The sequence below is a fragment of the Cellulosimicrobium sp. XJ-DQ-B-000 genome (assembly GCF_031119065.1).
Classification (GTDB): domain Bacteria; phylum Actinomycetota; class Actinomycetes; order Actinomycetales; family Cellulomonadaceae; genus Cellulosimicrobium; species Cellulosimicrobium funkei.
Genome location: NZ_JAVHYN010000006.1, coordinates 58655 through 82295 on the forward strand (window position 1 = coordinate 58655; position 23641 = coordinate 82295).

19 protein-coding genes are annotated in these 23641 nt (G+C 74.7%); 6 read left to right on the forward strand and 13 right to left on the reverse strand.

Going from position 1 to position 23641, the window contains the following annotated elements:
- Nucleotides 1–18: 18 nt before the first annotated feature.
- Nucleotides 19–1326 carry an alkaline phosphatase gene (locus RDI86_RS11165; RefSeq protein WP_308821410.1) on the reverse strand — a complete coding sequence of 436 codons (1308 nt, stop codon included), beginning with the start codon at nt 1324–1326 and terminating at the stop codon, nt 19–21.
- A gap of 163 nt (nt 1327–1489) precedes the next feature.
- Nucleotides 1490–2530 (reverse strand): DUF2804 domain-containing protein, encoded by a 1041-nt coding sequence (locus tag RDI86_RS11170; RefSeq protein ID WP_308821411.1) that lies wholly within the window; start codon nt 2528–2530, stop codon nt 1490–1492.
- Between the two features lie 201 nt (nt 2531–2731).
- Between RDI86_RS11170 and RDI86_RS11175 the strand changes: the two genes are divergently transcribed.
- The 3 genes from RDI86_RS11175 (at nt 2732) to RDI86_RS11185 (ending at nt 5766) form a co-directional block, all read left to right on the forward strand.
- On the forward strand, nt 2732–3952 hold the full coding sequence (locus RDI86_RS11175; RefSeq protein WP_308821412.1) for a ferrochelatase: 1221 nt from the start codon (nt 2732–2734) through the stop codon (nt 3950–3952).
- A 41-nt stretch (nt 3953–3993) separates the two neighbouring features.
- A complete protein-coding gene (gene hemQ / locus RDI86_RS11180; protein WP_061267467.1) occupies nt 3994–4728 on the forward strand; it encodes a hydrogen peroxide-dependent heme synthase in 735 nt (244 codons plus the stop codon).
- Between the two features lie 204 nt (nt 4729–4932).
- The gene (locus RDI86_RS11185; RefSeq protein WP_308821413.1) at nt 4933–5766 is read left to right on the forward strand and encodes a tryptophan-rich sensory protein; all 834 of its coding nucleotides are present in this window, start codon (nt 4933–4935) and stop codon (nt 5764–5766) included.
- Between the two features lie 84 nt (nt 5767–5850).
- Here the strand turns inward: RDI86_RS11185 and RDI86_RS11190 are convergent, their stop codons facing one another.
- The 3 genes from RDI86_RS11190 to RDI86_RS11200 all read right to left on the reverse strand — a co-directional run bounded on the left by RDI86_RS11190 (nt 5851) and on the right by RDI86_RS11200 (nt 8903).
- A complete protein-coding gene (locus tag RDI86_RS11190) occupies nt 5851–7197 on the reverse strand; it encodes a Glu/Leu/Phe/Val dehydrogenase (RefSeq protein ID WP_308821414.1) in 1347 nt (448 codons plus the stop codon).
- 86 nt (nt 7198–7283) lie between these two features.
- A complete protein-coding gene (locus RDI86_RS11195) occupies nt 7284–8084 on the reverse strand; it encodes an aldo/keto reductase (RefSeq protein WP_076405900.1) in 801 nt (266 codons plus the stop codon).
- 69 nt (nt 8085–8153) lie between these two features.
- The gene (locus RDI86_RS11200; protein WP_076405902.1) at nt 8154–8903 is read right to left on the reverse strand and encodes an AraC family transcriptional regulator; all 750 of its coding nucleotides are present in this window, start codon (nt 8901–8903) and stop codon (nt 8154–8156) included.
- 53 nt (nt 8904–8956) lie between these two features.
- On the opposite strand from RDI86_RS11200, the gene RDI86_RS11205 reads away from it, so the two are divergent.
- Complete coding sequence (locus RDI86_RS11205) at nt 8957–12493, forward strand: bifunctional proline dehydrogenase/L-glutamate gamma-semialdehyde dehydrogenase (protein WP_308821415.1); 3537 nt, start codon at nt 8957–8959, stop codon at nt 12491–12493.
- A gap of 73 nt (nt 12494–12566) precedes the next feature.
- Here RDI86_RS11205 and RDI86_RS11210 read toward each other — a convergent pair whose 3' ends face one another.
- The 7 genes from RDI86_RS11210 to RDI86_RS11240 all read right to left on the reverse strand — a co-directional run bounded on the left by RDI86_RS11210 (nt 12567) and on the right by RDI86_RS11240 (nt 20921).
- On the reverse strand, nt 12567–13784 hold the full coding sequence (locus RDI86_RS11210) for a DNA glycosylase AlkZ-like family protein (protein ID WP_308821416.1): 1218 nt from the start codon (nt 13782–13784) through the stop codon (nt 12567–12569).
- 81 nt (nt 13785–13865) lie between these two features.
- Nucleotides 13866–14882: a LacI family DNA-binding transcriptional regulator gene (locus RDI86_RS11215; protein WP_061267473.1), complete on the reverse strand. Its 1017-nt coding sequence runs from the start codon at nt 14880–14882 to the stop codon at nt 13866–13868.
- A gap of 67 nt (nt 14883–14949) precedes the next feature.
- Nucleotides 14950–16500 (reverse strand): family 1 glycosylhydrolase, encoded by a 1551-nt coding sequence (locus RDI86_RS11220; RefSeq protein ID WP_308821417.1) that lies wholly within the window; start codon nt 16498–16500, stop codon nt 14950–14952.
- Between the two features lie 135 nt (nt 16501–16635).
- Nucleotides 16636–17556: a carbohydrate ABC transporter permease gene (locus RDI86_RS11225; RefSeq protein WP_061267475.1), complete on the reverse strand. Its 921-nt coding sequence runs from the start codon at nt 17554–17556 to the stop codon at nt 16636–16638.
- Nucleotides 17553–18677, reverse strand: a complete 1125-nt coding sequence (locus RDI86_RS11230; RefSeq protein WP_061267476.1) for a carbohydrate ABC transporter permease — start codon at nt 18675–18677, stop codon at nt 17553–17555. The genes RDI86_RS11225 and RDI86_RS11230 overlap by 4 nt, the downstream gene beginning before the upstream one ends.
- 116 nt (nt 18678–18793) lie before the next feature.
- Nucleotides 18794–20128, reverse strand: a complete 1335-nt coding sequence (locus RDI86_RS11235) for an ABC transporter substrate-binding protein (protein ID WP_043653372.1) — start codon at nt 20126–20128, stop codon at nt 18794–18796.
- 292 nt (nt 20129–20420) lie between these two features.
- Entirely contained in the window at nt 20421–20921 is a 501-nt protein-coding gene (locus RDI86_RS11240) for a DUF2505 domain-containing protein (RefSeq protein WP_021481970.1), read from the reverse strand.
- 134 nt (nt 20922–21055) lie between these two features.
- Between RDI86_RS11240 and RDI86_RS11245 the strand changes: the two genes are divergently transcribed.
- Entirely contained in the window at nt 21056–22537 is a 1482-nt protein-coding gene (locus RDI86_RS11245) for a sensor histidine kinase (RefSeq protein WP_043653374.1), read from the forward strand.
- Nucleotides 22538–22683: 146 nt separating this feature from the next.
- On the opposite strand, the gene RDI86_RS11250 is transcribed toward RDI86_RS11245, so the two are convergent.
- Nucleotides 22684–22932, reverse strand: coding sequence for a WhiB family transcriptional regulator (locus tag RDI86_RS11250; protein ID WP_021481972.1), 249 nt, complete (start codon nt 22930–22932; stop codon nt 22684–22686).
- 240 nt (nt 22933–23172) lie between these two features.
- On the opposite strand from RDI86_RS11250, the gene RDI86_RS11255 reads away from it, so the two are divergent.
- Nucleotides 23173–23634 (forward strand): hypothetical protein, encoded by a 462-nt coding sequence (locus tag RDI86_RS11255; RefSeq protein WP_308821418.1) that lies wholly within the window; start codon nt 23173–23175, stop codon nt 23632–23634.
- Nucleotides 23635–23641 lie beyond the last annotated feature (7 nt).

Here is a 23641-nt window from a genome sequence, read left to right on the forward strand (position 1 = left end):
CGGGCGGCTCCCCGGGGCTCAGCCGCGACCGCGGGGCTGCATCGCGCGCAGGACGGCGTCGTGGACGTCGGTGTTGCGCTGCGCGCCCGCGAGGCGTGCGGCGCCCGGGCCCTGTGCGGTGATGGGCGTCGCCTCGCCCGTGTGGCCGCCCGTCGTCCAGTCGACCGTGAGCTGCAGGTCGGAGCCCGCGAGGTCGAACGGGCCGTCCTCGGCCGTCGCGCCCTCGCCGCCCTCGTCCTCGGGGTCGACGTTCTCGATGGCGAGCCCGCCCGTCGCGTGGTCGCCCACGACGAGCACGAGCGTGTCCCGGTTCCGCTCCTGGAAGTCGAGCGCCAGCGCGACGGTCTCGTCGAGCGCCTGCCCGGCCTGGATCGTGCGCGTCGCGTTGGAGCGGTGCGCGAACTCGTCCACGCCCTCCTCCTCGACGAGCAGGAAGAACCCGTCGCGGTCGCGCGACAGCACGTCGAGCGCCTTGGCCGTCATGTCGACGAGCGGCACCTCCGGCTCGTACAGGTCGCCCTCGCCCTCGTTGCGCTGCTCGAACATCTCCTCGTTCGCGAACAGGCCGAGCAGCCTGCGCCCGCGCGCGTCCGCGAGGCCCTCGGCGTCGCTCACGTACGCGTAGCCGAGGTCCTGCGCGCGCTCGACCAGGTTCCCCTTCGTGCCCTTGCTCTGCTCGGTCGGGTCCTTGGCGGGGTTGTCCTCCCACGCGCCGGGGTCGCCCGCCGGGTACCACCAGTCCTCGCCGCCGCCGAGGACGACGTCGGGCCGCGAGCCCTCCAGGAGCTGGCGCGCGATCTCGCTCTGGTCGCCGCGGTCAGGCACGTGCGCGCCGAACGCCGCGGGCGTCGCGTCGGTGACCTGCGCCGTCGTGACGAGCCCGGTGGCCTTGCCCGCGTCCCGGGCCGCCTCGAGGAGCGTCGGGACCGGGTTGCCGTCGACGTCGACGCCCACCGCCCCGTTGTACGTCCGGACCCCGGATGCGAACGCCGTGGCGCCCGCCGCGGAGTCCGTGACGGCCTCCTCGGGGTCGGCAGAGTCCGTCGTGGTCCACCCGGCGTGCTCGAGCGAGTCCATCGCGAGCTGCCCGTCCTTGCCGACCGTCGCGAGCCGGATGAGCTCGCGGTGCGAGAGCCCGAGCCCGTCGCCCTGGATGAAGATGACGTTGCGGGCGCGGTCGTTCCCGTGGCCCTGGCCGCCGCCGCGGTCGCCGCCCCGGTCGTCGCCGCGCTCGCCTCCGCCGCCGAGCGGCAGGAGCATCACGAGCGCCGCGGCGGCCGCGACCCCCGTCGTCCCCGCGCTGAACCGTCCTCGTCGTGCCTGCATGAGACTCCCCTTTCCCACCGGCGCCGGCTGCGGTGCCGGCACGGCCGCCGCGGACGGGGTCGCCGTCGTCGCGGGGCACGCCCGACGGCGTCGGTGCCGTCGGGACGCTCCCCACGCTAGGCAGGGGCGGGGGACTGGCAAGCCGGGCCGGGGTGCGGGGCGGTCACCAGCGGTTGTGGACCTCCTCGGCCCAGCCGACGAGCCCGTCGAACCGCACCGGCGCGGGCGGGGTGCCGCCCGCACCCGGCGCGGCCGGCGGCGTGAACGTGCCCGACCAGTGCCCGAAGCACTGGTCGGTCGACGACGAGACGACCCCGAGGTGCGTGCGCGTGACCTTCGTGTGGAAGGGCACGAACGTCGCGTCGAGGCCGCCGCCGCTGACGCGCCACGGCCGGTCCGGGTCGGCGAGGTCGTAGTCCCACACGAGCTCGTCGGGGAGGTGGTGGAGGCGCCCGTCGACGAGGACCGCGTTCTCGGTCGAGCCCGTGCCGACCGTCCAGCGGCCGCCCACCTGGATCCCGACGACCCGGCCGTGGCTCTCGCCCGAGCCCGCGCCCCAGTTCCACCGGACGTCGTACGGCCAGCGGCCGCGCCCGTGGTCGAGCACGGCCCACGACGACCCGGCCGGCACGTCGACCGTCCGGCCGTCGATCCACAGCGTCCCGTGCGCCGGGCGGGCCACGTCCTTGACCGTGTACTGGAACCGCGTGTCGCTCCACGGGACCACCACCGCGAGCCGCTCGTGACCCGGCGGCAGCGTGGCGACGACGTCGAACGAGACGTCGCGCGTGCGCGCCCGCAGGCGCGTGCCGCCGTCGACCTCGTCGAGGTCGATCGCGAGGTTCCTCGCCCGGGCGCGCGCCGGGCCGTCGCCCAGCGTGCCGGGGAGCTCGACGCCGCGCGCCGGCACCACGGTCGCGCCGGCACCCCACGTCCGGCCCGACTCCCGGTCCAGGACCCAGACCTCGTGCACCGCGGCGTAGTCGATCGAGGAGACGGTGAGGGCGAGGACGTGCGTCGGGGTGGTGACGCCCCAGTACTCCCAGCGCTTGTTCCGGCCGAACCGGCGCGGGCCGCCCGCGCCGCGCCGCCCGATCGCGTCGGTGCCGACGAGGGGCCGGCGGGCCCAGCCGACGGCCCGGCGGTCGAGGCGGCCGTCGGGGCGCGTGAGCGGCACGCGCTCGGTGATCTCCGGGAGCAGCACGGCTCCACCTCCACGTGGTCGGCTCGGGCGGCTCGTGCGCGGGCGTCGGTGCCCGCGGCGCGGCCCGAGGGACGAGCGGCCCGAGTCTAGGGCGCGACCGTCGTCGCGAGGGACGAGGTGACACTCTGTCCCGTCAATGTCACGTCCGAGGTGCCCGCTTCCGGACGAGCGGGCTCAGGAGCGGGTGCCATGATCGGGAGCATGCCCCCGTTCTCCCCCCAGGACGTCACTGCCGACACGGGCCGGGCCGCCGAGCCCGCCGCCAACCCCGCGAGCGCCGTCGACCCCGGCCCTGCGCCCGACCTGCGCCCGTACGACGCGCTGCTGCTGTACTCGTTCGGCGGGCCCAACAAGCCCGAGGACGTCGTGCCGTTCCTGCGCAACGTCACCGCGGGCAAGGGCATCCCGGACTCGCGCCTCGAGGAGGTCGGCGAGCACTACTACGGCTTCGGCGGCAAGAGCCCCATCAACGAGCAGAACCTCGCGCTCAAGGCGGCGATCGAGGCCGAGCTCGCGCGCCGCGGCGTCGAGCTGCCCGTCGTGTGGGGCAACCGCAACTGGGAGCCGTACACGACCGACGCGATCGACGAGCTCGAGGCGCTGGGCGCGAAGAACGCCGTCGCGCTCGTGACGTCCGCGTACTCGTCGTACTCGGGCTGCCGCCAGTACCGCGAGGACCTCGCGGTCGTGCTCGACGGGCGCGGCCAGCTCGGCCCCGACGGCTCCACGGGCGTGCAGTTCGACAAGGTGCGCTCCTACTTCAACCACCCGGGCTTCGCGCAGGCGAACGTCGACGCGGTGCTCGACGGCTACGCGGCGCTCGCGGACAAGGGCGGCGACGGCGCTGCCGCGCGGCTCGTGTTCGTCACGCACTCCATCCCGGACACGATGGAGGCGGCGTCGCGCATCTCGTTCGCGACGTACTCCGAGCAGCACCTCGACCTCGCGCGCGTCATCGCCGCGGAGGTCTCGGCGCGCCTGGGCCACGACGTCGCGTGGGACCTCGCGTACTGCTCGCGCTCCGGCCCGCCGAGCCAGCCGTGGCTCGAGCCCGACGTGAACGACCACCTGGAGGCCCTCGCGCAGGACGGCGTCCGCGACGTCGTCCTCTCGCCGATCGGCTTCGTCTCCGACCACATGGAGGTCGCGTACGACCTCGACACCGAGGCGATGGAGACCGCGACGGGGCTCGGGATGACCGCCGTCCGCGCAGGCACCGTGAGCACGCGCGAGCCGTTCGTGCGCGGCCTCGTGGACCTGCTCGTCGAGCGCGCGGCGCTCGCACGCGGCGAGGACGTCGAGCAGGCCACGGTCGGTGCGCTGCCCGCGTTCCGCTCGGTGTGCGCGCCGGGCTGCTGCCTGCGCCGCGACGGCGAGCCGAGCGGCGTCCCGGCGCTGTGCAGCACGGACATCCACAGCTGAACCCCGGCGGACACCCCCGCACGGACCCGAGAGGAACCCCGATGAACGACGCCGCGCGCGTACCCGCGGACCACGAGCAGATCAACACCACCATCCGCTACGCGATGTGGTCCGTCTTCGCGACGGCGGCGCCCCTGCCCGCCGACGCGGACGAGCGCGCGGGCCTCGTGGCCGACGCGCTGGCCGCCGTCGGCGGCGGTGACGACCCGTCCGCGACGGACGGCGACCTCGTCGTGCGCGGCTGGTACGACGTCGCGGGCCTGCGCTCGGACGCCGACCTCATGGTGTGGTGGCACGGCCCGACGGTCGAGTCGGTGCAGCGTGCCTACCAGCACCTGCGCGCGAGCGGCCTGGGCGCGCACCTCGAGCCCGTGTGGTCGAACGTGGCGCTGCACCGTCCGGCGGAGTTCAACCGGGGGCACGTGCCCGCGTTCCTCGCGGGCGAGGAGCCGCGCGACTACCTGTCGGTCTACCCGTTCGTGCGCTCGTACGACTGGTACCTCCTGCCCGACGCCGAGCGCCGCACCATGCTGCGCGACCACGGCCTCGCGGCGAAGGACTACCCGGACGTGCGGGCCAACACGGTCGCGTCGTTCGCGCTCGGCGACTACGAGTGGATCCTCGCGTTCGAGGCCGACGAGCTGCACCGCATCGTCGACCTCATGCGCGAGCTGCGCGCGACCGAGGCGCGCCGCCACGTGCGCGAGGAGGTCCCGTTCTTCACGGGCCCGCGCACCACCCTCGCCGACTGGGCGGACCGCCAGCCCCTGGCCTGACCCCCCACCCTCGCTCCCGCCCGCCCGGCAAGCCCGGGTCTGCGGCCGAGAACGACTCTGGTGTCGGTATCCCCGCGATACCGACACCAGAGTCGCTCTCGGCGGGGAGCAGGGTCGTGCTCGGCGGCGAGCAGCGTCGTTCTCGGCGGGGAGCGGCGGTGCTCCCGGGATGCTCAGCATGCTGAGTGATGTAAGGCTGGACGTATGACCACCGCAGCCGCCGTCCCCGCGGGAAGCGTCCGCGCCCCCGCTCCCTCCGACCGGGTCCGCCAGGTCGTCGTCCTCGTCGGGTCGCTCGTCGCGGCCGGGGCCGCCGCGTACGGCGCGGGCGCCTTCGGCGGCACGTCCGTCGAGCAGACCGCCGGGGGAGCGCTTTCCTCGACCGCGACGCCCGTCGCGCCCGACAACCCGGCGTTCCGCATCTGGTCGGTGATCTACCTCGGCCTCTTCGCGTTCGCCGTCTACCAGGTGCTGCCGCGGCACGCGACGAGCCCGCGCCTGCGCGCGACCGCGTGGTGGGTCCTGGTGTCCATGGTCCTCAACGCCGCGTGGATCGGCGTCGTGCAGGCCGGGTGGGTGCCGCTGAGCGTCGTCGTCATCGCGGCGCTGCTCGCCGTCAACGCGGTGGTCGTCGTGCGGCTCGTGCGCCGTCGCCCCGAGTCGACGGCGCAGGCCGTCGTGCTCGACGGGACGATGGGCCTGTACACCGGCTGGGTGAGCGTCGCGACGCTCGCGAACGTCGCCGCGGCGCTCACCGACGCGGGCGTCGGCGAGCTCGGCCTCGGCGCGACGGTCTGGTCGGTCGTGCTCGTCGCGGCGGCCGCCGCCCTCTCGGTCGCGTGGGCCGTGTTCGCCGCCGGGCGTCGCGCGGTCGTGCTCGGCATCGGCCTCGCGATGTCGTGGGGCCTCGCGTGGATCGCCGTCGGCCGGTTCCAGGGCGAGCTGGTCAACCACACCGTCGCCTGGGCCGCCGTCGCAGCATCCGCGATCGCCCTCCTGTCGGCGCTCCTGGCGACAACCCGCCGGCCACGCCCCTGATCACCCGCCGAGCACGGGCTCCGCGACCGGATCGAGCCCAGGACGGTCGCGGACCCCGTGCTCGGCGGGGCCGAGTCTGGTCCGTCAGGGGTAGAGGCCTCGGATCTGGTGGGCCTCTGCTACGCGCTGGACGCCGATGACGAGCGCCGCGTCGCGCAGGCTGAGGTCCTCGCGGCGCGCGAGACCCGCGACCTCCTCGTAGGCGTGGAGCATGCGGTGCTCGAGCTTGTCGCCGATCTCGTCCGCGGTCCACCAGTACGCCTGGTTCGCCTGGACCCACTCGAAGTAGGAGACGACGACGCCGCCCGCGTTCGCGAGCACGTCCGGCACCACGGTCACGCCGTTCTTCGCGAGCACGCGGTCGCCCTCGGCGGTCGTCGGGCCGTTGGCGCCCTCGACGACCCAGCGCGCGCGCACGGTCCGGGCGGTGTCGCCGTCGAGCACGCCCTCGACCGCGGCCGGGACGAGCACGTCGACGTCGAGCGCGAGCAGCGCGTCGTTGTCCACCGGGTCGGCCCGGTCGAAGCCCACGACGCTCCCCGTCGCGGCGACGTGCTCGACCAGCGCCCGCACGTCGAGCCCGTCCGGGGCGTGCACCCCGCCGTACTGGTCGGAGACCGCCACGACGCGCGCGCCGCGGGCGGCGAAGATCGCGGCCGCGTGCGACCCGACCTTGCCGAAGCCCTGGACGGCGACGCGCACGTCGGACAGCGGCACGCCCGCCTCCTCGAGCGCCGCGGCGGTGACGTGCACGACCCCCGCGCTCGTCGCCGTCGTGCGACCGAGCGACCCGCCCACGGTGATGGGCTTGCCCGTCACGACCGCTGGGATCGTGTAGCCCTGGTTGACGGAGTAGGTGTCCATGACCCAGGCCATGGTCCGCTCGCTCGTGCCCATGTCGGGCGCCATGATGTCCCGCTCGGGCCCGATGACCGGCATGATCTCCGACGTGTAGCGTCGCGTGACGCGCTCGAGCTCCGCGTCGGAGTAGGAGCGCGGGTCGATCGCGACGCCGCCCTTCGCGCCGCCGTACGGCAGGTCCACGAGGGCGCACTTCCACGTCATCCACATGGCGAGCGCGCGGACCTCGTCGATGTCGACGCTCGGCGCGTACCGCAGGCCGCCCTTGCCCGGACCGCGCGAGACGTTGTGCTGCACGCGGTAGCCGTGGAACAGGACGGTGCGGCCGTCGTCGCGCCGCAGCGGCACGGCCACGTTCACCTCGCGGCGCGGGGTCGCGAGCATCTCGTGCAGGCCGTCGTCGTAGCCGAGGAAGCGGACCGCGCCGGCGAGCTGCGCGTGCGCGGTGTCGAGCGCGGACGCCGGGGTCCCGGCGTCGGGGGAGCGGCGTGTGCCGCGGGGGAGATCGGTGCTGTCGGTCGGGGTGGGGCCGTCGCTCGTGGTGGCGGGCGGCACGGACGTCGTCGTCACGGTTCCTCCGGTTCGAGGTTCTCCTCGGTGCCGCGGGGGTGTGCGGCACCGAGGGTCACGCTACCCCCGGCGCGGTCGCTCGCCCCTCACGCGCCCCGGCGGTGCCCGAGGGCGTCGACCGCCGCGAGCTCGTCGGCGGTGAGGGAGAACCCGGTCACCCGGAAGTTCGCCTCGATCCGCTCCGGCGTCACGGACTTCGGGATGACCACGAACCCGTGGTCGAGGTGCCAGCGCAGCACGACCTGCGCGGGGGTGACGCCGTGCGCGGCCGCGACCTCGGCGAGGACCGGCGCGTCGAGGTCGGTGCGCTTGAACGGGCTGTACCCCTCGAGCACGACGCCGCGCTGCGCGAGCTCGTGCACGACCCGGTGGTCGTAGTCGGCCGGGCTCCACGGGATCTGGTCGACGGCGGGCGTCTCGCCGACCTGCTCGGACAGCACGTCGACCTGCTCGACGGAGTAGTTGCTCACCCCGATCGAACGCACCTTGCCCTCGTCGCGCAGCTCGACGAACCGCTCCCACACCCACGGCGACGCCTCGCCCGCCGGCGGCCAGTGGATGAGCCACAGGTCGACGTGGTCCGTGCCGAGGTCGCGCAGCGACGCCTCGAGCGTCTCGCGCTCGCGGCCCGCGGCGTCCGGCGGGAGCTTGGTCGTGACGAACACGTCGGCGCGGTCGACGGACGAGTCGGCGAGCGCGCGCCCCACCTGCGCCTCGTTGCCGTAGCCCGTCGCGGTGTCGACGTGCCGGTAGCCCACGTCGAGCGCGTGGCGCACGGCGCGGTAGGCGTCGTCGCCCTCGGACTGCCAGGTGCCGAGGCCGAGCAGGGGCATCGTGCCGCCGGGCAGCTCGACCGCGGGGACGGGGGCAAGGTCTGCGGAGGTCATGCCGTCAGTCTCCGTGCCCGACGCCGTCCCTCGCCACGGCGGGCGCCCTCGCCGTCGAGCGGGCGGAGGTCAGCGGCGGGTGCGGCGCCGGTACTGGGCCGGGGTCTCGCCCGCGAGGCGCGCGAACGTGCGCGTGAACGACGGCTGGTCGTAGAACCCGCTCGCCGCCGCGACGTCGCCGATCGACACGGCGCTCCCCGCGAGCAGGCGTGTCGCGTGGTCGACCCGGGTGCGCAGCACGAGCTGGCGCGGCGTCACGCCGTACACGCGCCGCACGCGCCGGTCGAGCACCGCGGGCGTGCACCCCGCCGCCTCGGCGAGCCGCGCCGTCGTCCAGCGCGCCCCGAGGTCCGCCTCGACCGCGGCGACGAGCGCGGCGAGGGAGTCCATCGTCGCGTCGTCCGCCGCGCCCGCGCGCAGGTCGTGCGAGACCGAGACGATCCCCACGAGGTGACCGGCGTCGTCGTGCACGGGGAGCTTGGACGTGAGGAACCAGCCCGACGTGCCGCCGAGCCGCCGGATGCGCTCGAGCTCGCCGCGCAGCGCGCGCCCGCGCAGCACCTCGGCGTCCTGCTGCTCGTAGCGCTCGGCGAGCTGCGCGACGAACAGGTCGCGCGCGCGTCGGCCCAGCACCGCGCGGCGCGAGCGCTCGTTCGTGCGCGCGACGAACACCGGGTTGACCGCGACGTACCGGCCCGTGACGTCCTTCGCGCAGAACATCGTGTCCGGCAGCTCGTCCATGAGCGCGACCATGGCGGGGCTGAGGGCGGCGAGGAGCGCCATGCCCTCGGGCCACAGGTTGTCGCGGACGGGTGCCATGTCGCCCCGGATCGTACAAGACGAGCCACCGCGACCCGAGGCACCCTGGAGGGATGAGCAACGACGCGCCCGCCCGGCCGCTCCCCACCCCCGGAGCCGTCGGCGACACGAGCCTCACCTCCCCGGACGACCTCGTCGAGGAGGCCGTCACGCTGGCCCGCCGCTGGCTCGCCGCGAGCGAGGGGGCGGGCGACGCGCGCGCCCGCAGGACCGCCGAGCGGCTCGGCGCGCTCGTCTCCGACCCCGCGGGCCTCGAGCTCGCGGTCCGGTTCGTCGACGACGTCGCGCGTCCCCAGGACGTGCACGTCGCCGCGCGGGCGCTCGGCCGCCTCGGCGAGCTCGCGGGCAGCGCGGGGTCGTTCCTCGGGCCGGTCGACCGGTCCCTCCTGCACGTCGGGGCGGGCGTCGCGCCGGTGCTGCCGCGCGTCGTCGTGCCGGCCGCGCGCGTGCGCCTGCGCCAGCTCGTGGGCCACCTCGTGGCCGACGCCGGCCGCGGCCTCGGCCCGCACCTCGCCCGGACCCGCGCGGAGGGCTACGCGCTCAACGTCAACCTCCTCGGCGAGGCCGTGCTCGGCGAGGCCGAGGCGGACGCGCGCCTCGAGCGCACGCTCGCGCTCGTGCGGCGCCCCGACGTGGACTACGTGTCGGTCAAGGTGTCGTCCGTCGCGTCGCAGCTCGTCACGTGGGACCTCGACGGGTCGTGCGCGCGCGTCGTCGAGCGGCTGCTGCCGCTGTACCGGGCGGCGCGCGACCACGGCGTCTTCCTCAACCTCGACATGGAGGAGTACAAGGACCTCGCGCTCACGACCGCGGTCTTCCGCGAGATCCTCGCGCACGACGACCTGCACGACCTCGAGGCCGGGATCGTGCTCCAGGCGTACCTGCCCGACGCGCTCGGCGCGCTCGACGGGCTCACCCGCTTCGCGACCGAGCGCGTCGCCGCCGGGGGAGCGCCGATCAAGGTGCGCCTCGTCAAGGGCGCGAACCTCGCGATGGAGGCCGTCGAGGCCGAGCTGCACGGCTGGCCGCAGGCGCCCTACCCCACGAAGCCCGACGTCGACGCCAACTACGTCCGCCTCCTCGACCACGCCCTGCGCGCGCCGCGGACCGACGCCGTGCGCATCGGCGTCGCGAGCCACAACCTCTTCCACGTCGCGCTCGCCGTGCTGCTCGGCCGCGCCCGCGGCGTGAGCCACGCGGTCGACGTCGAGATGCTCCAGGGCATGGCCCCCGGCGAGGCGCGCGCCGTGCGCGACGAGGTCGCGGCCGACCGCGTCGAGAGCGGCCCGCACGCCGGGCGCGGCGGCCGCGTCGTGCTGTACACGCCCGTCGTGCGCGACGAGGACTTCGACGTCGCGATCTCCTACCTCGTGCGCCGTCTCGAGGAGAACGCCGCCGAGCAGAACTTCCTGCACGCCATGTTCGCGCCCGACGGGTCGCCCGCGGGCAGCCCCATGGAGCGCCAGGAGGCCGCGTTCCGCGCGTCCGTGCGCCACGGCGTGCACTACGCCGAGACCGACGTCGCGCCGCGCCGCACGCCCCGGCCCGCCGTCGGCGGCGGGACCGGCGCCGGGTTCGCGAACGCCCCCGACACCGACCCCGCCGTCGCCGCCTCGCGCGACTGGGCCCGCCACGTCACCGGGGCCGGCTCCGGGTACGTCCCCGTCCGCACGCCCGAGCTCACGACGACCGCCCAGGTGGACGACGCCGTCGCGACCGCCGTGCGCGCGACCGCCGCGTGGTCGCAGGTCGCCCCGGCGGCCCGCGCCGCCGCGCTGCGCGCCGTCGCCCGGCGCCTGGAGGAGGCGCGCACCGACCTCGTCGCCGCGATGGTGCACGAGCCGGGCAAGACCGTCGCCGAGGCCGACCCCGAGGTGAGCGAGGCCGTCGACTTCGCGCGCTACTACGCGCGCTCCGCCGAGGAGCTGGACCACGTGCCCGGGGCCCGGTTCGCGCCCGACGGCGTCACGCTCGTCACGCCGCCGTGGAACTTCCCCGTCGCGATCCCCGTGGGCGGGGTCCTCGCGGCGCTCGCGGCCGGGTCGGCCGTGCTCGCCAAGCCCGCGCCGCCGACGCCGCGCTGCCTCGAGGTCGCCGTCGAGGCGGTCCACGCGGGCCTGCGCGACGCGGTGGCCGCGGCGCCCGGTGACTTCGCGGGGCTGGACGCGGGCTCGGTGACCGACGTCGTGCAGTACGTCCGCGTGCCCGACGACGAGCTCGGCACCCGCCTCGTCACGCACGAGGACGTCGCGCGCGTCGTTCTCACGGGCTCGATCGAGACCGCGCAGCTCTTCGCGCGGTGGAAGCCGTCGCGGCCGGTGCTCGCCGAGACGTCGGGCAAGAACGCGCTCGTCGTCACGCCGTCGGCGGACCTCGACCTCGCGGTCGCGGACCTCGTGCGGTCGGCGTTCGGGCACGCGGGGCAGAAGTGCTCGGCCGCGTCGCTCGCGATCCTCGTCGGCTCGGCGGGCGACCCGCGGACGGAGACGGGCCGCCGGGTGCGGCGCCAGCTCGTGGACGCGGTGCGCTCGCTCGCCGTCGGTCCGGCGACGGACGTCGCGACGACCATGGGCCCGCTCACCGAGCCCGCGTCGGGCAAGCTGCTGCACGCCCTGACGACGCTCGAGCCGGGGGAGACCTGGCTCGTACGGCCGCGGCTGCTGGACGGCGGGCCCGAGCTGGAGGGCCGCCTCTGGACGCCGGGTCTCAAGGAGGGCGTCGCGCCCGGGTCGCCGTTCCACCTCACCGAGTACTTCGGGCCGGTCCTCGGGATCATGACGGCCGCGACCCTCGACGAGGCGATCGCGCTGCAGAACGCGGTCCCGTTCGGCCTCACCGGCGGCATCCACAGCCTGGACGACGCCGAGGTCGAACGCTGGCTCGACGCCGTCCAGGTGGGCAACGCCTACGTCAACCGGCACATCACCGGCGCGATCGTGCAGCGGCAGTCGTTCGGCGGCTGGAAGCAGTCGGCCGTCGGGCCGGGCGCCAAGGCGGGCGGGCCGAACTACGTCGCGCAGCTCGGGCGCTGGAGCGACGCGCCCGACACCTCGACGAGCGCGTCGGCGTCGGGCACCGACGGCACGCACGACGCGGTGCCGCCCGCGCGCGAGACCGCGCCCGAGGCGTGGCTCGCGTGGGCGAAGGCCGACGACGTGCGCTGGTGGGAGCGGGAGTTCTCCGTGGGCCACGACCCCTCGGGCCTGCACGTCGAGGCGAACGTCTTCCGCTACCGCCCGGTCGACGTGCTCACCGTGCGCGTCGGCGCGGACGCGCTCCCCGTCGAGGTCGAGCGCGTCCTGCACGCCGCGCGCACCGCGGGCGTGCCGGCCGTCGTGGTGCCGAGCACGGGCGACGCCGCGGTGAGCGACGAGGACTTCGCGCGCCGCGTCGCGTCGGGTGCCGTCCGGGGCCGGGTCCGCGTCGTCGGCTCCGCGCCGGGGCTGCACGAGGCCGCGGCCGAGCGCGTCGGCGAGGTCACGGTGCTCGACCACCCCGTCGTCGCGAGCGGGCGCCGCGAGCTGCTCACCGTGCTCCACGAGCAGGCCGTCAGCCGCACGACGCACCGGTACGGCCACGTGAAGCGCTGACCGCTCCCGGCGCGCGGGAGGGGCTCGGCCACCGCCGGGTCCCTCCCGCGACGACCGCGCGGCACCCCGGTCGCTACCGCGCGTCCGGCACCGGCGAGACGGTCACGGACGCCGCGTCGCGGGACGCGCGCAGGCGCTCCGCCTGCTCGGCGACGGCGTCGGCGAGCCCGGCGTCCCACGGGACCCAGGGGTCGGTGAGGACCGTGAGGCGCCGGCCCGACGCGCGGGGCCGCCACGTGCCCACGACCTCGCCGCCCGCGAGCACGGCCCCGGGCCGGCCGAGGACCCGCCACAGGTCCTTGGCACGCGCCACGTCCGGGACGAGCGTCGCGCGGTCGCGCAGCTGCAGGAACAGGTCGTAGGGGCCCACGAGGCGCACGACCGGGGCGCCGGGCGCGGGTCGCGCGTCGCGCTCGCGCGCGGCGGCGCCCGTGACGCGACCGAGATCCTCGGCGAGCACCCAGCGCTCGGTCGGCCGCGGGCCGGGCTCGACGTCGGCGACCTCGACGCGGACCGCGTCGTCGGGCCACCGGTCCCGGACGTCCTTGACCGGGGCGTCGAGGAATGCGGCGACGTCCTGGACGCTGGCGGCGGGGAAGAAGCGCAGGTAGCCGCGGACGACGTCCAGGCGCGGCAGGGCGTCGCCGCCGAGGCGCCCGTAGAGCGGCGGCTCGAGGCCGGGGACGCGCCGCAGCACGGGCGGGGACGAGCCCGGTTCGAGCTCGAGCCCGGCCTGCAGGGCCGCGAGGCGGAACGTCTGCTCGTAGCTGTGGGTGGCGCCGCACGGCCCGCACCAGCGCAGGTGCGGCTCCGGGAGCCGCGCGGTGAGCCGCGTCGAGAGGTCGCCCTTGACGGTCGGGGTCTCGACGAGCTCGCGCTCGAGCCGCGCCTCGGTACGCAGGGCGTCGAGCACGGCGACACCCGCCGCGCGGAGCGGTCGGCTCGCGTCGTAGACCCGCTTGGCGGCGTCGGCCTCGGAGAACGGCGCCGTCGCGGTCGCGACGTCGGCGAGGTCCGCGCGGCGGTAGACGTGCGGGGCGCCGCGCAGCGTCCACGCGAGCACGAGGTCGGGCGGCAGGGTGCTGGGCGCGACGGGCGGGGCGCCCCGGACGGCGAGCGCCCACGCGGCGCCGTCGGACCCCGTGTCCTGGACGCCCAGGTCGAGGACGGCGACGTCCGTCACCGCGGCGGCCGCGCCCGGCGCCCGGTCGAGCTCGTGGGCGTGCCAGCGTGCGGCGAGGACGTCGGCCCGCGAGAGCGTGGCCACCACCGGTTCCGTGGACGTGTGCACGACGCCAGGCTACGAGCGACCGCCCACAGCGTCTCGGCCCCACGCCTCGGGTGCCGCGCGGCGCCGCGGGCGGCGCGGGGGTCAGACGGAGTCGCGCTCGACGAGCTCCGGCGCGAGGACCTGCGACGCGATCTCGTCGCCGCGGCCGCCCACGAGGTCGAGCAGGAGGTCGGTCGCGCCGCGCACCATCTCGACCATGGGGTTCTGGACCGTGGTGAGCGGGGGCGACGTCGTGGCGGCGGTGGCGAGGTTGTCGAAGCCGACGACGGACACGTCGCGCGGCACGTCGCGGCCGTGGGCCGCGAGCACGCGCAGCGCGCCCTCGGCCATGAGGTCGGACGCGACGAACAGGCCGTCGAGGTCGGGGTGCGCGGCGAGGAGGCGTTCCATGGCCGCCGCGCCGCCCGCGACGGCGAAGTCGCCGATCTCGACCGCGTCGTCCGGAAGGCCGGCGTCGCGCAGCACCTCGCGGAACCCCGTGAGCCGGTCCACGCCGGCCGTCATGTCCTGCGGGCCGGCGATCGTCGCGATACGGCGCCGGCCCGCCTCGACGAGACGCCGCGCCGCGAGGCGGCCGCCCTCGACGTTGTCCACGTCGACGTACAGGAGGTCCGGCGTCGGGTGGAACGGCCGCCCCACGAACACGGCGGGCAGGCGCGCCGCGAGGAGCGCCTCCTCGAGGTCGTCGTCGCGGTGGTGGGACGCGACGATCGCGCCGTCGACGTGGCCGCTGCTGAGGTACCGCACGATGCGGCCCGGCTGCTCGTCGGGACGCGCGAACAGCAGCACGAGCTGCAGGTCCGTGCCGCCGAGCGCGGCGCTCACGCCGCGCATCGTGCCCGCGAGGAACGGGTCGGTGAGGATGCGCTCGTCGGGCTCGGGGACCACGAGGGCGATCGAGTCCGTGCGGCGCGTCACGAGCGAGCGGGCGGCGCGGTTGGGCGTGTAGCCGAGCTGCGCGACGGCGGCGTCGACCGCCGCCTGCGCCTCGGGCGACACCCGCAGGCCGCCGTTGATGGCGCGCGACGCCGTCGAGCGCGAGACACCCGCCGTCTGGGCCACCTCGTCCAGGGTCGGCGCGGAGCGCAGGCTGTTCATCGGGACAGTATGGCGCGCGCGCTCCCCGGTCCGCACCGCCCCGCTCACCGTGTCCTCACCGTCGCCGTCACTCGGCCGGGGCGGCGTCCGCGACCGGCGTCTCGCGCGCCGGGATCGCGTTGTCGCGCGCGACCTGGGCGTACCAGGCGCCGCTCGCCTTGACGGTGCGCTCCTGCGTCTCGTAGTCGACCCGGACGATGCCGAAGCGCTTCGTGTAGCCGAGCGCCCACTCGAAGTTGTCCATGAGGGACCACGCGAAGTAGCCGCGCACGTCCGCCCCCGCGTCGATCGCGTCGCGCGTCGCGCGCAGGTGCGCGTCGAGGAACTCGAGCCGGTCCTGGTCGTCGACCGAGCCGTCCGGGCCCACCTGGTCCGGGTAGGCGGCGCCGTTCTCGGTGATGTACATCGCGACGCCGCGCGGGCCGGTGAAGTCGCGCTGCAGGCGCGTGAGGAGGCGCGTCAGCCCCTCGGGCTGGACCTCCCAGCCCATGTCCGTGCGCGGCAGGCCGCGCGAGTGGGCGTGCACGCCGTCCGCGGCGGGGTAGGGGGACGACGTCGGGCGCACCGGCGCGGCGTCGGCCTCCTCGTCGCGGACGCCCTCGGGGCGCGTGCCCCCGCCGCCGTCGCTCCCGGTGCCGGGCGCCGTCGTCTGCGGGCGGGCCGAGACCGCCCCGCCGTTGTAGTAGTTGACCCCGAGCGTGTCGATCGGGGTCGAGATGATCTCGAGGTCCCCGTCCTTGACGTGGTCGAGCAGGCCGTAGGGTGCGACGTCCTCGAGGACGTCGGCCGGGTACTCGCCGTGGAAGACGGGGTCGAGGAAGATCCGGTTGAACTGGCCGTCGATCCGGCGCGCGGCGTCGACGTCGGCCGGGTCCTGGGGGTCGACCGGGTCGGACACCGTGAAGTTCAGCGTGAGCCCGAGGTTCGCCTCCGGCGCGCGCTCGCGCAGCGCCCGGACCGCGAGGCCGTGCCCGAGCAGCAGGTGGTGCGCGGCCGCGAGGCCGTCCTCGCGCGACTGCCGGCCGGGCGCGTGCACGCCCGCGGTGTAGCCGAGGAACGCGGAGCACCACGGCTCGTTGAGCGTCGTCCACACGCCGACGCGGTCGCCCAGCGCCTCGTGCATCGTCACCGCGTACTCGGCGAAGAGGTACGCCGTGTCGCGCGACGTCCAGCCGCCCTTGTCCTCGAGCGCCTGCGGGAGGTCCCAGTGGTACAGCGTGAGCCACGGCAGGACGTCCGCGGCGAGCAGCTCGTCGACGAGGCGGTCGTAGAACGCGAGCCCGGCGGGGTTGACCGCGCCGCCGTCGGGGCGCACGCGGGCCCACGACGTCGAGAACCGGTACGTCCCCAGGTTGAGGTCGCGCAGGAGCGCGACGTCCTCGCGGTACCGGTGGTAGTGGTCGCACGCGACCATGCCGTCGTCACCGTTCACGACGGCGCCCGGCACGCGGGCGAACGCGTCCCACACGGAGTCCGTGCGTCCGTCGGTGTGCCCCGCGCCCTCGATCTGGAACGCGGCCGTCGCGGCACCCCAGAGGAAGCCGGGGGGCATCTCGACGCGTCCGGTCGCGGTCGCCGGGTTCGGGGGGAGGGGCGCGGACGGGACGAAGCTGGTCATGGTCGATTGTCCTTCGAGAAGTCGCGGGATGGCACGCGGGCGGGCCGGTCGGGCCCGCCCGCGCGACGGTGGGCGCGCAGCACGGACCGCGCCCACCGGGTGGTGGACGGGTCGTGCGGCGCGGGGCGTCGGGCGTCAGCCCTTGACGGCGCCCTGCATGATGCCCGCCACGAGCTGGCGGCCGGTGAAGATGAAGATGACGATGAGCGGCAGCGTGACGAGGAAGATCCCGGCCATGACGAGCGAGTAGTCGACGAAGAAGTTCGACTGCAGGGACCGCACCACGAGCGGCAGCGTCGGGTTGTTCTGGTTGAGCACGATGGACGGCCAGAAGAAGTTCGTCCACTGCTGCACGAACGTGAACAGGCCCAGCATCGCGGCGGCCGGGCGGGCCGCCGGCAGCGCGATGGACCAGAACGTGCGGATCATGGACGCGCCGTCGACCCGGGCCGCCTCGATGAGCTCGTACGGGAGCGCCTCGCCGAGGTACTGCGTCATCCAGAAGACGCCGAACGCCGTGACGAGCGCGGGCACGATGACGGCCTGGAGCTTGCCGATCCACCCGAGGTCCGACATGAGGATGTACATCGGGATGACGCCGAGCTGCGTGGGCACCGCCATCGTCGCGATGACGAACACGAGCAGCGGGCCGCGGCCGCGGAACCGGAGCTTCGAGAACGAGAAGCCGGCGAGCGTCGAGAACAGCACGACCGAGAGGGACGTGAGGACAGCGACGACCACCGAGTTCCAGGCGGCCTTCCAGAAGTTGATCGCGTCCGAGCTCATGACGTCGGCGAACCGGTCGAACAGGCTCGCGTCGGGCAGGAGCTGGGGCAGCGCGCTGCGCGAGATCTCCTCGGGCGTCGAGGAGCCGAGGATCAGCGTGAAGTACAGCGGGAACACCGAGATCAGCAGGACGATCCCGAGGATGGTGTACGTGACCCAGCGCGGGCGGCGCTGCGTGCCGCCCACGTTCTTCCCGGCGCTCCGGCGGCGGGACGCGGCGCGGGCCGCGCCCGGGCCGGCGGTCTGGGCGATGACGGGGACGGAGCTCATCGCTTCCTCCGGTCGGTCGGGCTGGCGGCGGTCGGGACGGACGCCTCGGTCCCCGCGGCGGAACGCTGCGCGGACATGGCGTCCTCGGCGCGCAGGCGCTTGCGCGCCTCCTGGCGGCGACGCACCCAGCGTGGCGGGCGCGGCTGCGCGTTCGACGTGGCGATCCGCCGGGTGACGAGGAAGTTGACGATGCCCACGAGGATGATGAGCAGGAACAGCAGCCACGCGACGGCGGCCGCTCGGCCGAAGTTCTTCTGGTTGCCCCACGCGACGTCGTAGAGGTAGAGCACGGTCGTCATCCACTGCCGGTCGGCGCCGCCGAGACCCTGCGCGTCGAACATGCGCGGCTCGTCGAAGATCTGCAGGCCGCCGATCGTCGACGTGATGACGACGAAGATGATCGTGGCGCGGATCTGGGGGACGGTCACGGAGAAGAACTGGCGCACGCGCCCGGCGCCGTCGATGATCGCGGCCTCGTAGAGCTCGCGCGGCACGGCCTGCATCGCGGCGAGGAAGATCAGCGCGTTGTAGCCGGTCCAGCGGAAGTTCACCATCGACGCGATGGCGACGTGGCTCGCGAGGGCGTCGGCGTGCCAGCGGATCGGGTCGACGCCGACGAGGCCGAGCAGCTCGTTGATGAGCCCGTACTGGTCGGCGAACAGGCGGCCGAAGATCATCGAGACCGCGACGGGCGCGACGACGTACGGCAGCAGGACGCCCATGCGCCAGAACGTCGCGGCGCGCAGGTTCTGGTCGAGCAGGGCCGCGATCGCGATCGCGGCGACGACCTGCGGCACGGACGAGAGCACGAAGATCGAGACGGTGTTGCGCAGGGACTTCCAGAACGTCGGCTGCGCGAGGACGTCCGTGTAGTTCTGGAGACCGACGAAGTCGCCCTGGCCGCCGAGCAGGTTCCAGTCGTAGACCGACACCACGGCGGTGTACACGAGCGGGAAGAGCCCCGTGATCGCGAACAGGATGAAGAAGGGCGAGATATAGAGGTAGGGCGAGACCTTGACGTCCCAGCGGCTGAGGCGCTGGGAGAAGCCGACGCGGCGCGGCGTGCGCGGCGGCGGCCCGCTGAGCCCCGGCGAGGGCTGGGTGGGCGTGAGGACGGCCATGTGGGATTCCTGGGCTGCTCGGTGGCGCTGGGTGGCTGCGGGTGCGGGGCGTCGTCCGCGGGCGGACGCGCGCGGGGCCGGGGGCGGCAGGTCGTGCCGCCCCCGGCCCCGTCAGGTCACAGGCCCAGGTCCTGGAAGGACTGGAGCGTCTTCTGCCACGAGGAGGCGGCGTCGTCCGTCTTCTCGACGTCCACGCGCTTGATGCCGTCCTGGACGGTCGTGTGGATCGAGAAGTAGTTCGCGCCCTTGAACGGCGCGCTGTCGATCGCGAGCGCGCGGTTGACGAAGATCGTGCCGACCGGGGCGTCGTTGAAGAAGTCGTTCGTGAAGGACTGCACGGCGTCGGACTCCTGCGCCTCGAGCTGCGACGGGAACGTGCCCGCGTTCTCGAAGGCCGTCGTCTGCTGCGCCGGGTCGGTCAGCCACGCGGCGAGCTCCTTGGCCGCCTCGGCGTTCGGGCCGGAGGCCGGCACCGTGAGGAACGAGCCGCCCCAGTTGAGGCCGCCGCCGGGGAAGACGTCCGCGACGTTCCAGCCGGTGACGCCGCCCGAGCGCTCCTCGACCGGGCCGGTCATCCACGCGGGGCAGATCATCGTCGCGAAGCCGTCGTTCTGGAACGCGGCGTCCCAGTCGCCCGACCACTGCTCGAGGCCGGCGGAGAGCTCGTTCGTCGTCGACTGCTCGAGCACCGTGTCGTAGATGTCGATGATCGGCTGGTTGGACGCGAGGTCCTTGGGCGTGCCGTCGGACTCCTCGTAGGCGTTGTCGATCTGGTTGACCATCGCCTGCGAGATGGACATCGCGGAGTCGTACCAGGCCGCGTCGCTCGCGGCGACGAAGGTCTTGCCCGCGGCGAAGTAGTCGTCCCACGTGGCGTCCTCGCCACCGAGGAGCTCCGCCACGCCGGCCGGGTCGCTCGGGAGGCCCGCGGCCTCGAAGAGGTCCTGGCGGTAGCAGATCGCGCTCGGGCCGATGTCGGTGCCGTAGCCGATGAGCTTGCCGTCGGTCGTCGTCGCCTGCTGGACCTTCCAGTCCACCCAGCGGCCGTCGAGCGACGAGTCGGTGAGGTCCGTGAAGAGGTCGGGGTACTGCATGAGCTCCGGGAGCCAGTCGACCTCGATGGCCTCGATGTCCGCGAGACCCTCGCCGCCGGCGGCGAGCTTCGTGGTGAGGTTGGTCCGCGCGTCCTCGGACTTGGCGGCCTTCGTCTGCTTGACGGTGACGTTCGGGTGCTCCGCGGTGTACGCGGCGAGGAGCTCGTCCGTGTAGCCGAAGTCGTTGAACGTCGCGACGGTGAGCGTGATCTTGTCTCCGTCGCCGGAGCCCGTCGCGTCGTCGTCCGAGCCGGAGCCGCTCGAGCACGCGGTCAGGGTGAGGGTGATGGCCGCGAGGCCTGCGACGGCGGTGATCGCCTTGCGGGGCCGGCGGGTCGTACGGGTGCTGCTCAGCACGGTGACTCCCTTGTCGGTGGGGCGGGGTCGTGGCAGCGCTCCCACCACCAATGTGGTAGCGCTTCCACACAACGGCCTGATCGTGCGTTCCCGCCCGAACCCGTGTCAAGCCTGGGTCGGGTCCGCACGGGTGTGGTCGCGCTCCCACCGGGGTATCGCCGCAGGTCAGCGCGTTACAACGACCGACCAGTTGGTCGGGTTCCGTGGAAATCGTTACCGGTTCGAGACCGGTCGCCGGGCCGGCGTCGCCGGGTCGCCGATCAGGTCCGGCCGGGCGCCGCTCGGTCGGTGGTCAGCGCGACAGCCACGCGAGACCGGCGGACTCCTCTGCGGCGAGCGCCGTCCGCACGGCCTCGGCCGCGGCCTGCTCGATCGCCCCGCCGAAGAGCGGCACGTTGGCCTTGACCTCGCCGTCGTAGCGCTCGACCGTGCCGTCCCCCTCCGGGGAGAGCGTCACGGTGCCCGTGAGCCGCACCGGCGCGCCCGTGATCTCGAGCGACACCGTGCCCGACCGCTCGCCGTCGCGCTCCGGCTCCCAGGCCTCCGCCTGCCGGATCTCGAGACGACCCCCGACGAACGAGCGGACGTGCGCCGGGATCTGGTCCGTGGGCAGCGTCCGCCGCACCGTGACCGTGAACCCCTCGTCCGGCCCGCCGGTGACGTCCACCTGCTCGACGTGGGCGCCCTCGCCGCCCGAGCGGGCGGCGCGCCAGCGGACGAACTCCTCGTCCGCGAGCATCGCCCCGACGGCGTGGACGGGGGCGGGGTAGCGGAGCTCGACGCTCAGGTGCACGGGACCTCCTCGGGCCCTGCGCCGGCCCGTGACGGGCCGGCCGACGGGACGGCTGACGGTTCGGGCGACCGCGCACGCGGGCGCTGAGGGGACTCTACCGGTCGCGCCCCTCTACGCTGGGGTCCGTGTCTGCCATGAGTGACCTCATCTCCCGCCACGCCGACCTCAGCCCGGCGGACAACGAGTGGTTGCACCTGCTCGTGGGCGACTGGCAGGTGATCTCCGACCTCGCGTTCGCCGACCTCGTGCTGTGGCTGCCCACGAGCGACGGCAACTTCGTCGCCGTCTCCCAGTGCCGGCCGTCGACGGGCGCGACCGTGCACTACGACGACATCGTCGGGTCGTTCGCCCCGGAGGGCCAGCGCCCGCAGCTCGAGCGCGCGCTCACCGAGGTGCGGTCGCAGCGCTCGCGCGAGCCGCGCTGGTTCGGCGCGTACGCCGTGCGCGAGGAGGCCATCCCGGTGCTGCACTCCGGGAAGGCGATCGCCGTCGTCGCGCGGCAGACCAACCTCGGGAGCGGGCGCACGCCCAGCCGCCTCGAGCTCAACTACGTCGAGGCCGCGGACGACCTCATCGCGATGATCTCGCGCGGGGAGTTCCCCTTCCCGAACGCCGCGACCGGGCCGCGTCGCGGCGCGCCGCGCGTCGGCGACGGCCTCATCCGGCTGAACTCCGAGGGCGAGGTCCTCTACGCGAGCCCCAACGCGCTGAGCTGCTTCCACCGCCTGGGGGTCATCGGTCCGCTCGTCGGGCGGTCGCTCGCCGAGGTGACGGCCGACCTCATCGAGCACCAGACCCCCGTGGACGAGTCGCTCCCGCTCGTCGTCATGGGCCGCGCGCCCTGGCGCACCGAGATCGAGGCGCAGCGCGTCGCGCTGTCGCTCCGCGCGCTCCCGCTCACCGAGTCCGGCCAGCGCATCGGCGCCGTCCTGCTGTGCCGCGACGTGTCGGAGCTGCGCCGCCGGGAGCGCGAGCTCATCACCAAGGACGCGACGATCCGCGAGATCCACCACCGTGTGAAGAACAACCTCCAGACCGTCGCGGCGCTCCTGCGGCTCCAGGCCCGGCGCATGGACGTCCCCGAGGCGCGCGCCGCGCTGGAGGAGGCCATGCGCCGCGTCGCGACGATCGCGCTCGTGCACGAGAGCCTGTCCCAGACGCTCGACGAGGAGGTGGAGTTCGACGACATGGTCGGTCGCGCGCTGCGCCTCGCGGCCGACGTCGCCTCCGCCGACACGAGCGTGCGCACCGTCCGCACGGGGAGCTTCGGGCTCGTGCCCGCGGAGGACGCGACCCCCCTCGCGCTCATCCTCACCGAGCTCGTCACGAACGCCGTCGAGCACGGCCTCGCGAAGCAGGAGACCGGCACGGTCGAGGTCGCGGTCGAGCGCGAGGGCTCGGCCCTGCGAATCGTCGTGGCGGACGACGGGGTCGGCATGCCCGACGGCGACGTCGCCCGGGCGGGCAAGGCCGCCAAGAGCGGCCTGGGGTCGCAGATCGTGCAGACCCTCGTGACGAACGAGCTCGGCGGCACCATCGAGTGGTCGCCGCGGCCCGGCGGGGGCACCCAGGTCGTGCTCGCGCTCGTGCTGCGCGACGGCAACCGCCAGGGCTGACCGGCCGGCACGACGGCGGCCGCCGCGCGGAGGCGCGCACGGCACGGGTCGTGGAGCGGAGGCACCGCACGACGACGGGCCGCCACCCCGGAGGGTGACGGCCCGTCGTGCTGCTCGACGCCCGGAGGCGGAGCAGCGTGTCGTGTTCAGCCGGCGCGGCGTGCGCGCGCGGTGCGGCGCTTGAGGGCGCGGCGCTCGTCCTCGGAGAGACCGCCCCAGACGCCGGCGTCCTGGCCGGACTCGATGGCCCACTTGAGGCACGTGTCGACGACGTCGCAGCGGCGGCAGACGGCCTTCGCCTCCTCGATCTGGAGGAGAGCAGGGCCGGTGTTCCCGATGGGGAAGAACAGCTCGGGGTCTTCGTCGAGGCAGGCTGCGCGGTGGCGCCAGTCCATGTTCGTCGTCTCCTTCGGGCAGAGGGGAGCCTGGTCGCGAGGTGATGACTCGTCGCTGGGCGACCCGGCAGGGGGCTGCCCGGGCCAAGGGCTCGAGGCGGGGGGTGATTGATGCTTGAACCAGGTTCACACCTCGTGAAGCACAGCACAAGGGGTTACGAGAAAGTTTCCGTCGCATGAATCGTGAGGCCTTCGTCACACGGGTGTGAAGCCGCAGGTCGGCGCGTACGCTGGGTGATCGTGCCCTCCCGCGAGCCCTCCGGAACCCCGCCCGAGCCCCGCCCGACGCCCCCGGGACCGTCGTCCGACGGGGGGTCGCGGCCGCCCGCGCTGACGGCGCTCGTCGCCGGGGTCGGCATCGAGATCGCCGCGCTCGTGGTGGGCGCCGTGCTGATCCTCGTCGAGCTCCTCCGCGGTGGTTCGCAGTCGTTCGGGGTGAGCGTCTTCCTCGTCGTCTTCGCCCTGGGCGTGGGGGCCGTGCTCGCCGCGAGCGTGCGCGGGCTGCTGCGCGGGCAGCGCTGGGCGCGGTCGCCCGTCGCGACCTGGCAGATCCTCCAGGGGGTCGTCGCGGTCAGCTCGCTCCAGGTGGGCGTGACCCCGTGGGTCGTCGTGGCGCTCGTGCTCGCCGTCGTGGTGCTCGTCCTCCTCATGCTGCGTCCCGTCGTCGAGGCGACCACGCGCGACGTCCGCCCGGCCGCCTGACTCCCGG

Excerpts from the sequence above, each read along its gene's own strand:
- RDI86_RS11185 (WP_308821413.1), top strand. The coding sequence starts at position 4,933 with ATGACCACCGCAGCCGCCGTCCCCGCGGGAAGCGTCCGCGCCCCCGCT.
- RDI86_RS11195 (WP_076405900.1), bottom strand. The coding sequence starts at position 8,084 with ATGACCTCCGCAGACCTTGCCCCCGTCCCCGCGGTCGAGCTGCCCGGC.
- RDI86_RS11225 (WP_061267475.1), bottom strand. The coding sequence starts at position 17,556 with ATGAGCTCCGTCCCCGTCATCGCCCAGACCGCCGGCCCGGGCGCGGCC.
- hemQ (WP_061267467.1), top strand. The coding sequence starts at position 3,994 with ATGAACGACGCCGCGCGCGTACCCGCGGACCACGAGCAGATCAACACC.
- RDI86_RS11205 (WP_308821415.1), top strand. The coding sequence starts at position 8,957 with ATGAGCAACGACGCGCCCGCCCGGCCGCTCCCCACCCCCGGAGCCGTC.
- RDI86_RS11215 (WP_061267473.1), bottom strand. The coding sequence starts at position 14,882 with ATGAACAGCCTGCGCTCCGCGCCGACCCTGGACGAGGTGGCCCAGACG.
- RDI86_RS11200 (WP_076405902.1), bottom strand. The coding sequence starts at position 8,903 with ATGGCACCCGTCCGCGACAACCTGTGGCCCGAGGGCATGGCGCTCCTC.
- RDI86_RS11175 (WP_308821412.1), top strand. The coding sequence starts at position 2,732 with ATGCCCCCGTTCTCCCCCCAGGACGTCACTGCCGACACGGGCCGGGCC.
- RDI86_RS11165 (WP_308821410.1), bottom strand. The coding sequence starts at position 1,326 with ATGCAGGCACGACGAGGACGGTTCAGCGCGGGGACGACGGGGGTCGCG.
- RDI86_RS11250 (WP_021481972.1), bottom strand. The coding sequence starts at position 22,932 with ATGGACTGGCGCCACCGCGCAGCCTGCCTCGACGAAGACCCCGAGCTG.
- RDI86_RS11220 (WP_308821417.1), bottom strand. The coding sequence starts at position 16,500 with ATGACCAGCTTCGTCCCGTCCGCGCCCCTCCCCCCGAACCCGGCGACC.
- RDI86_RS11245 (WP_043653374.1), top strand. The coding sequence starts at position 21,056 with ATGAGTGACCTCATCTCCCGCCACGCCGACCTCAGCCCGGCGGACAAC.
- RDI86_RS11230 (WP_061267476.1), bottom strand. The coding sequence starts at position 18,677 with ATGGCCGTCCTCACGCCCACCCAGCCCTCGCCGGGGCTCAGCGGGCCG.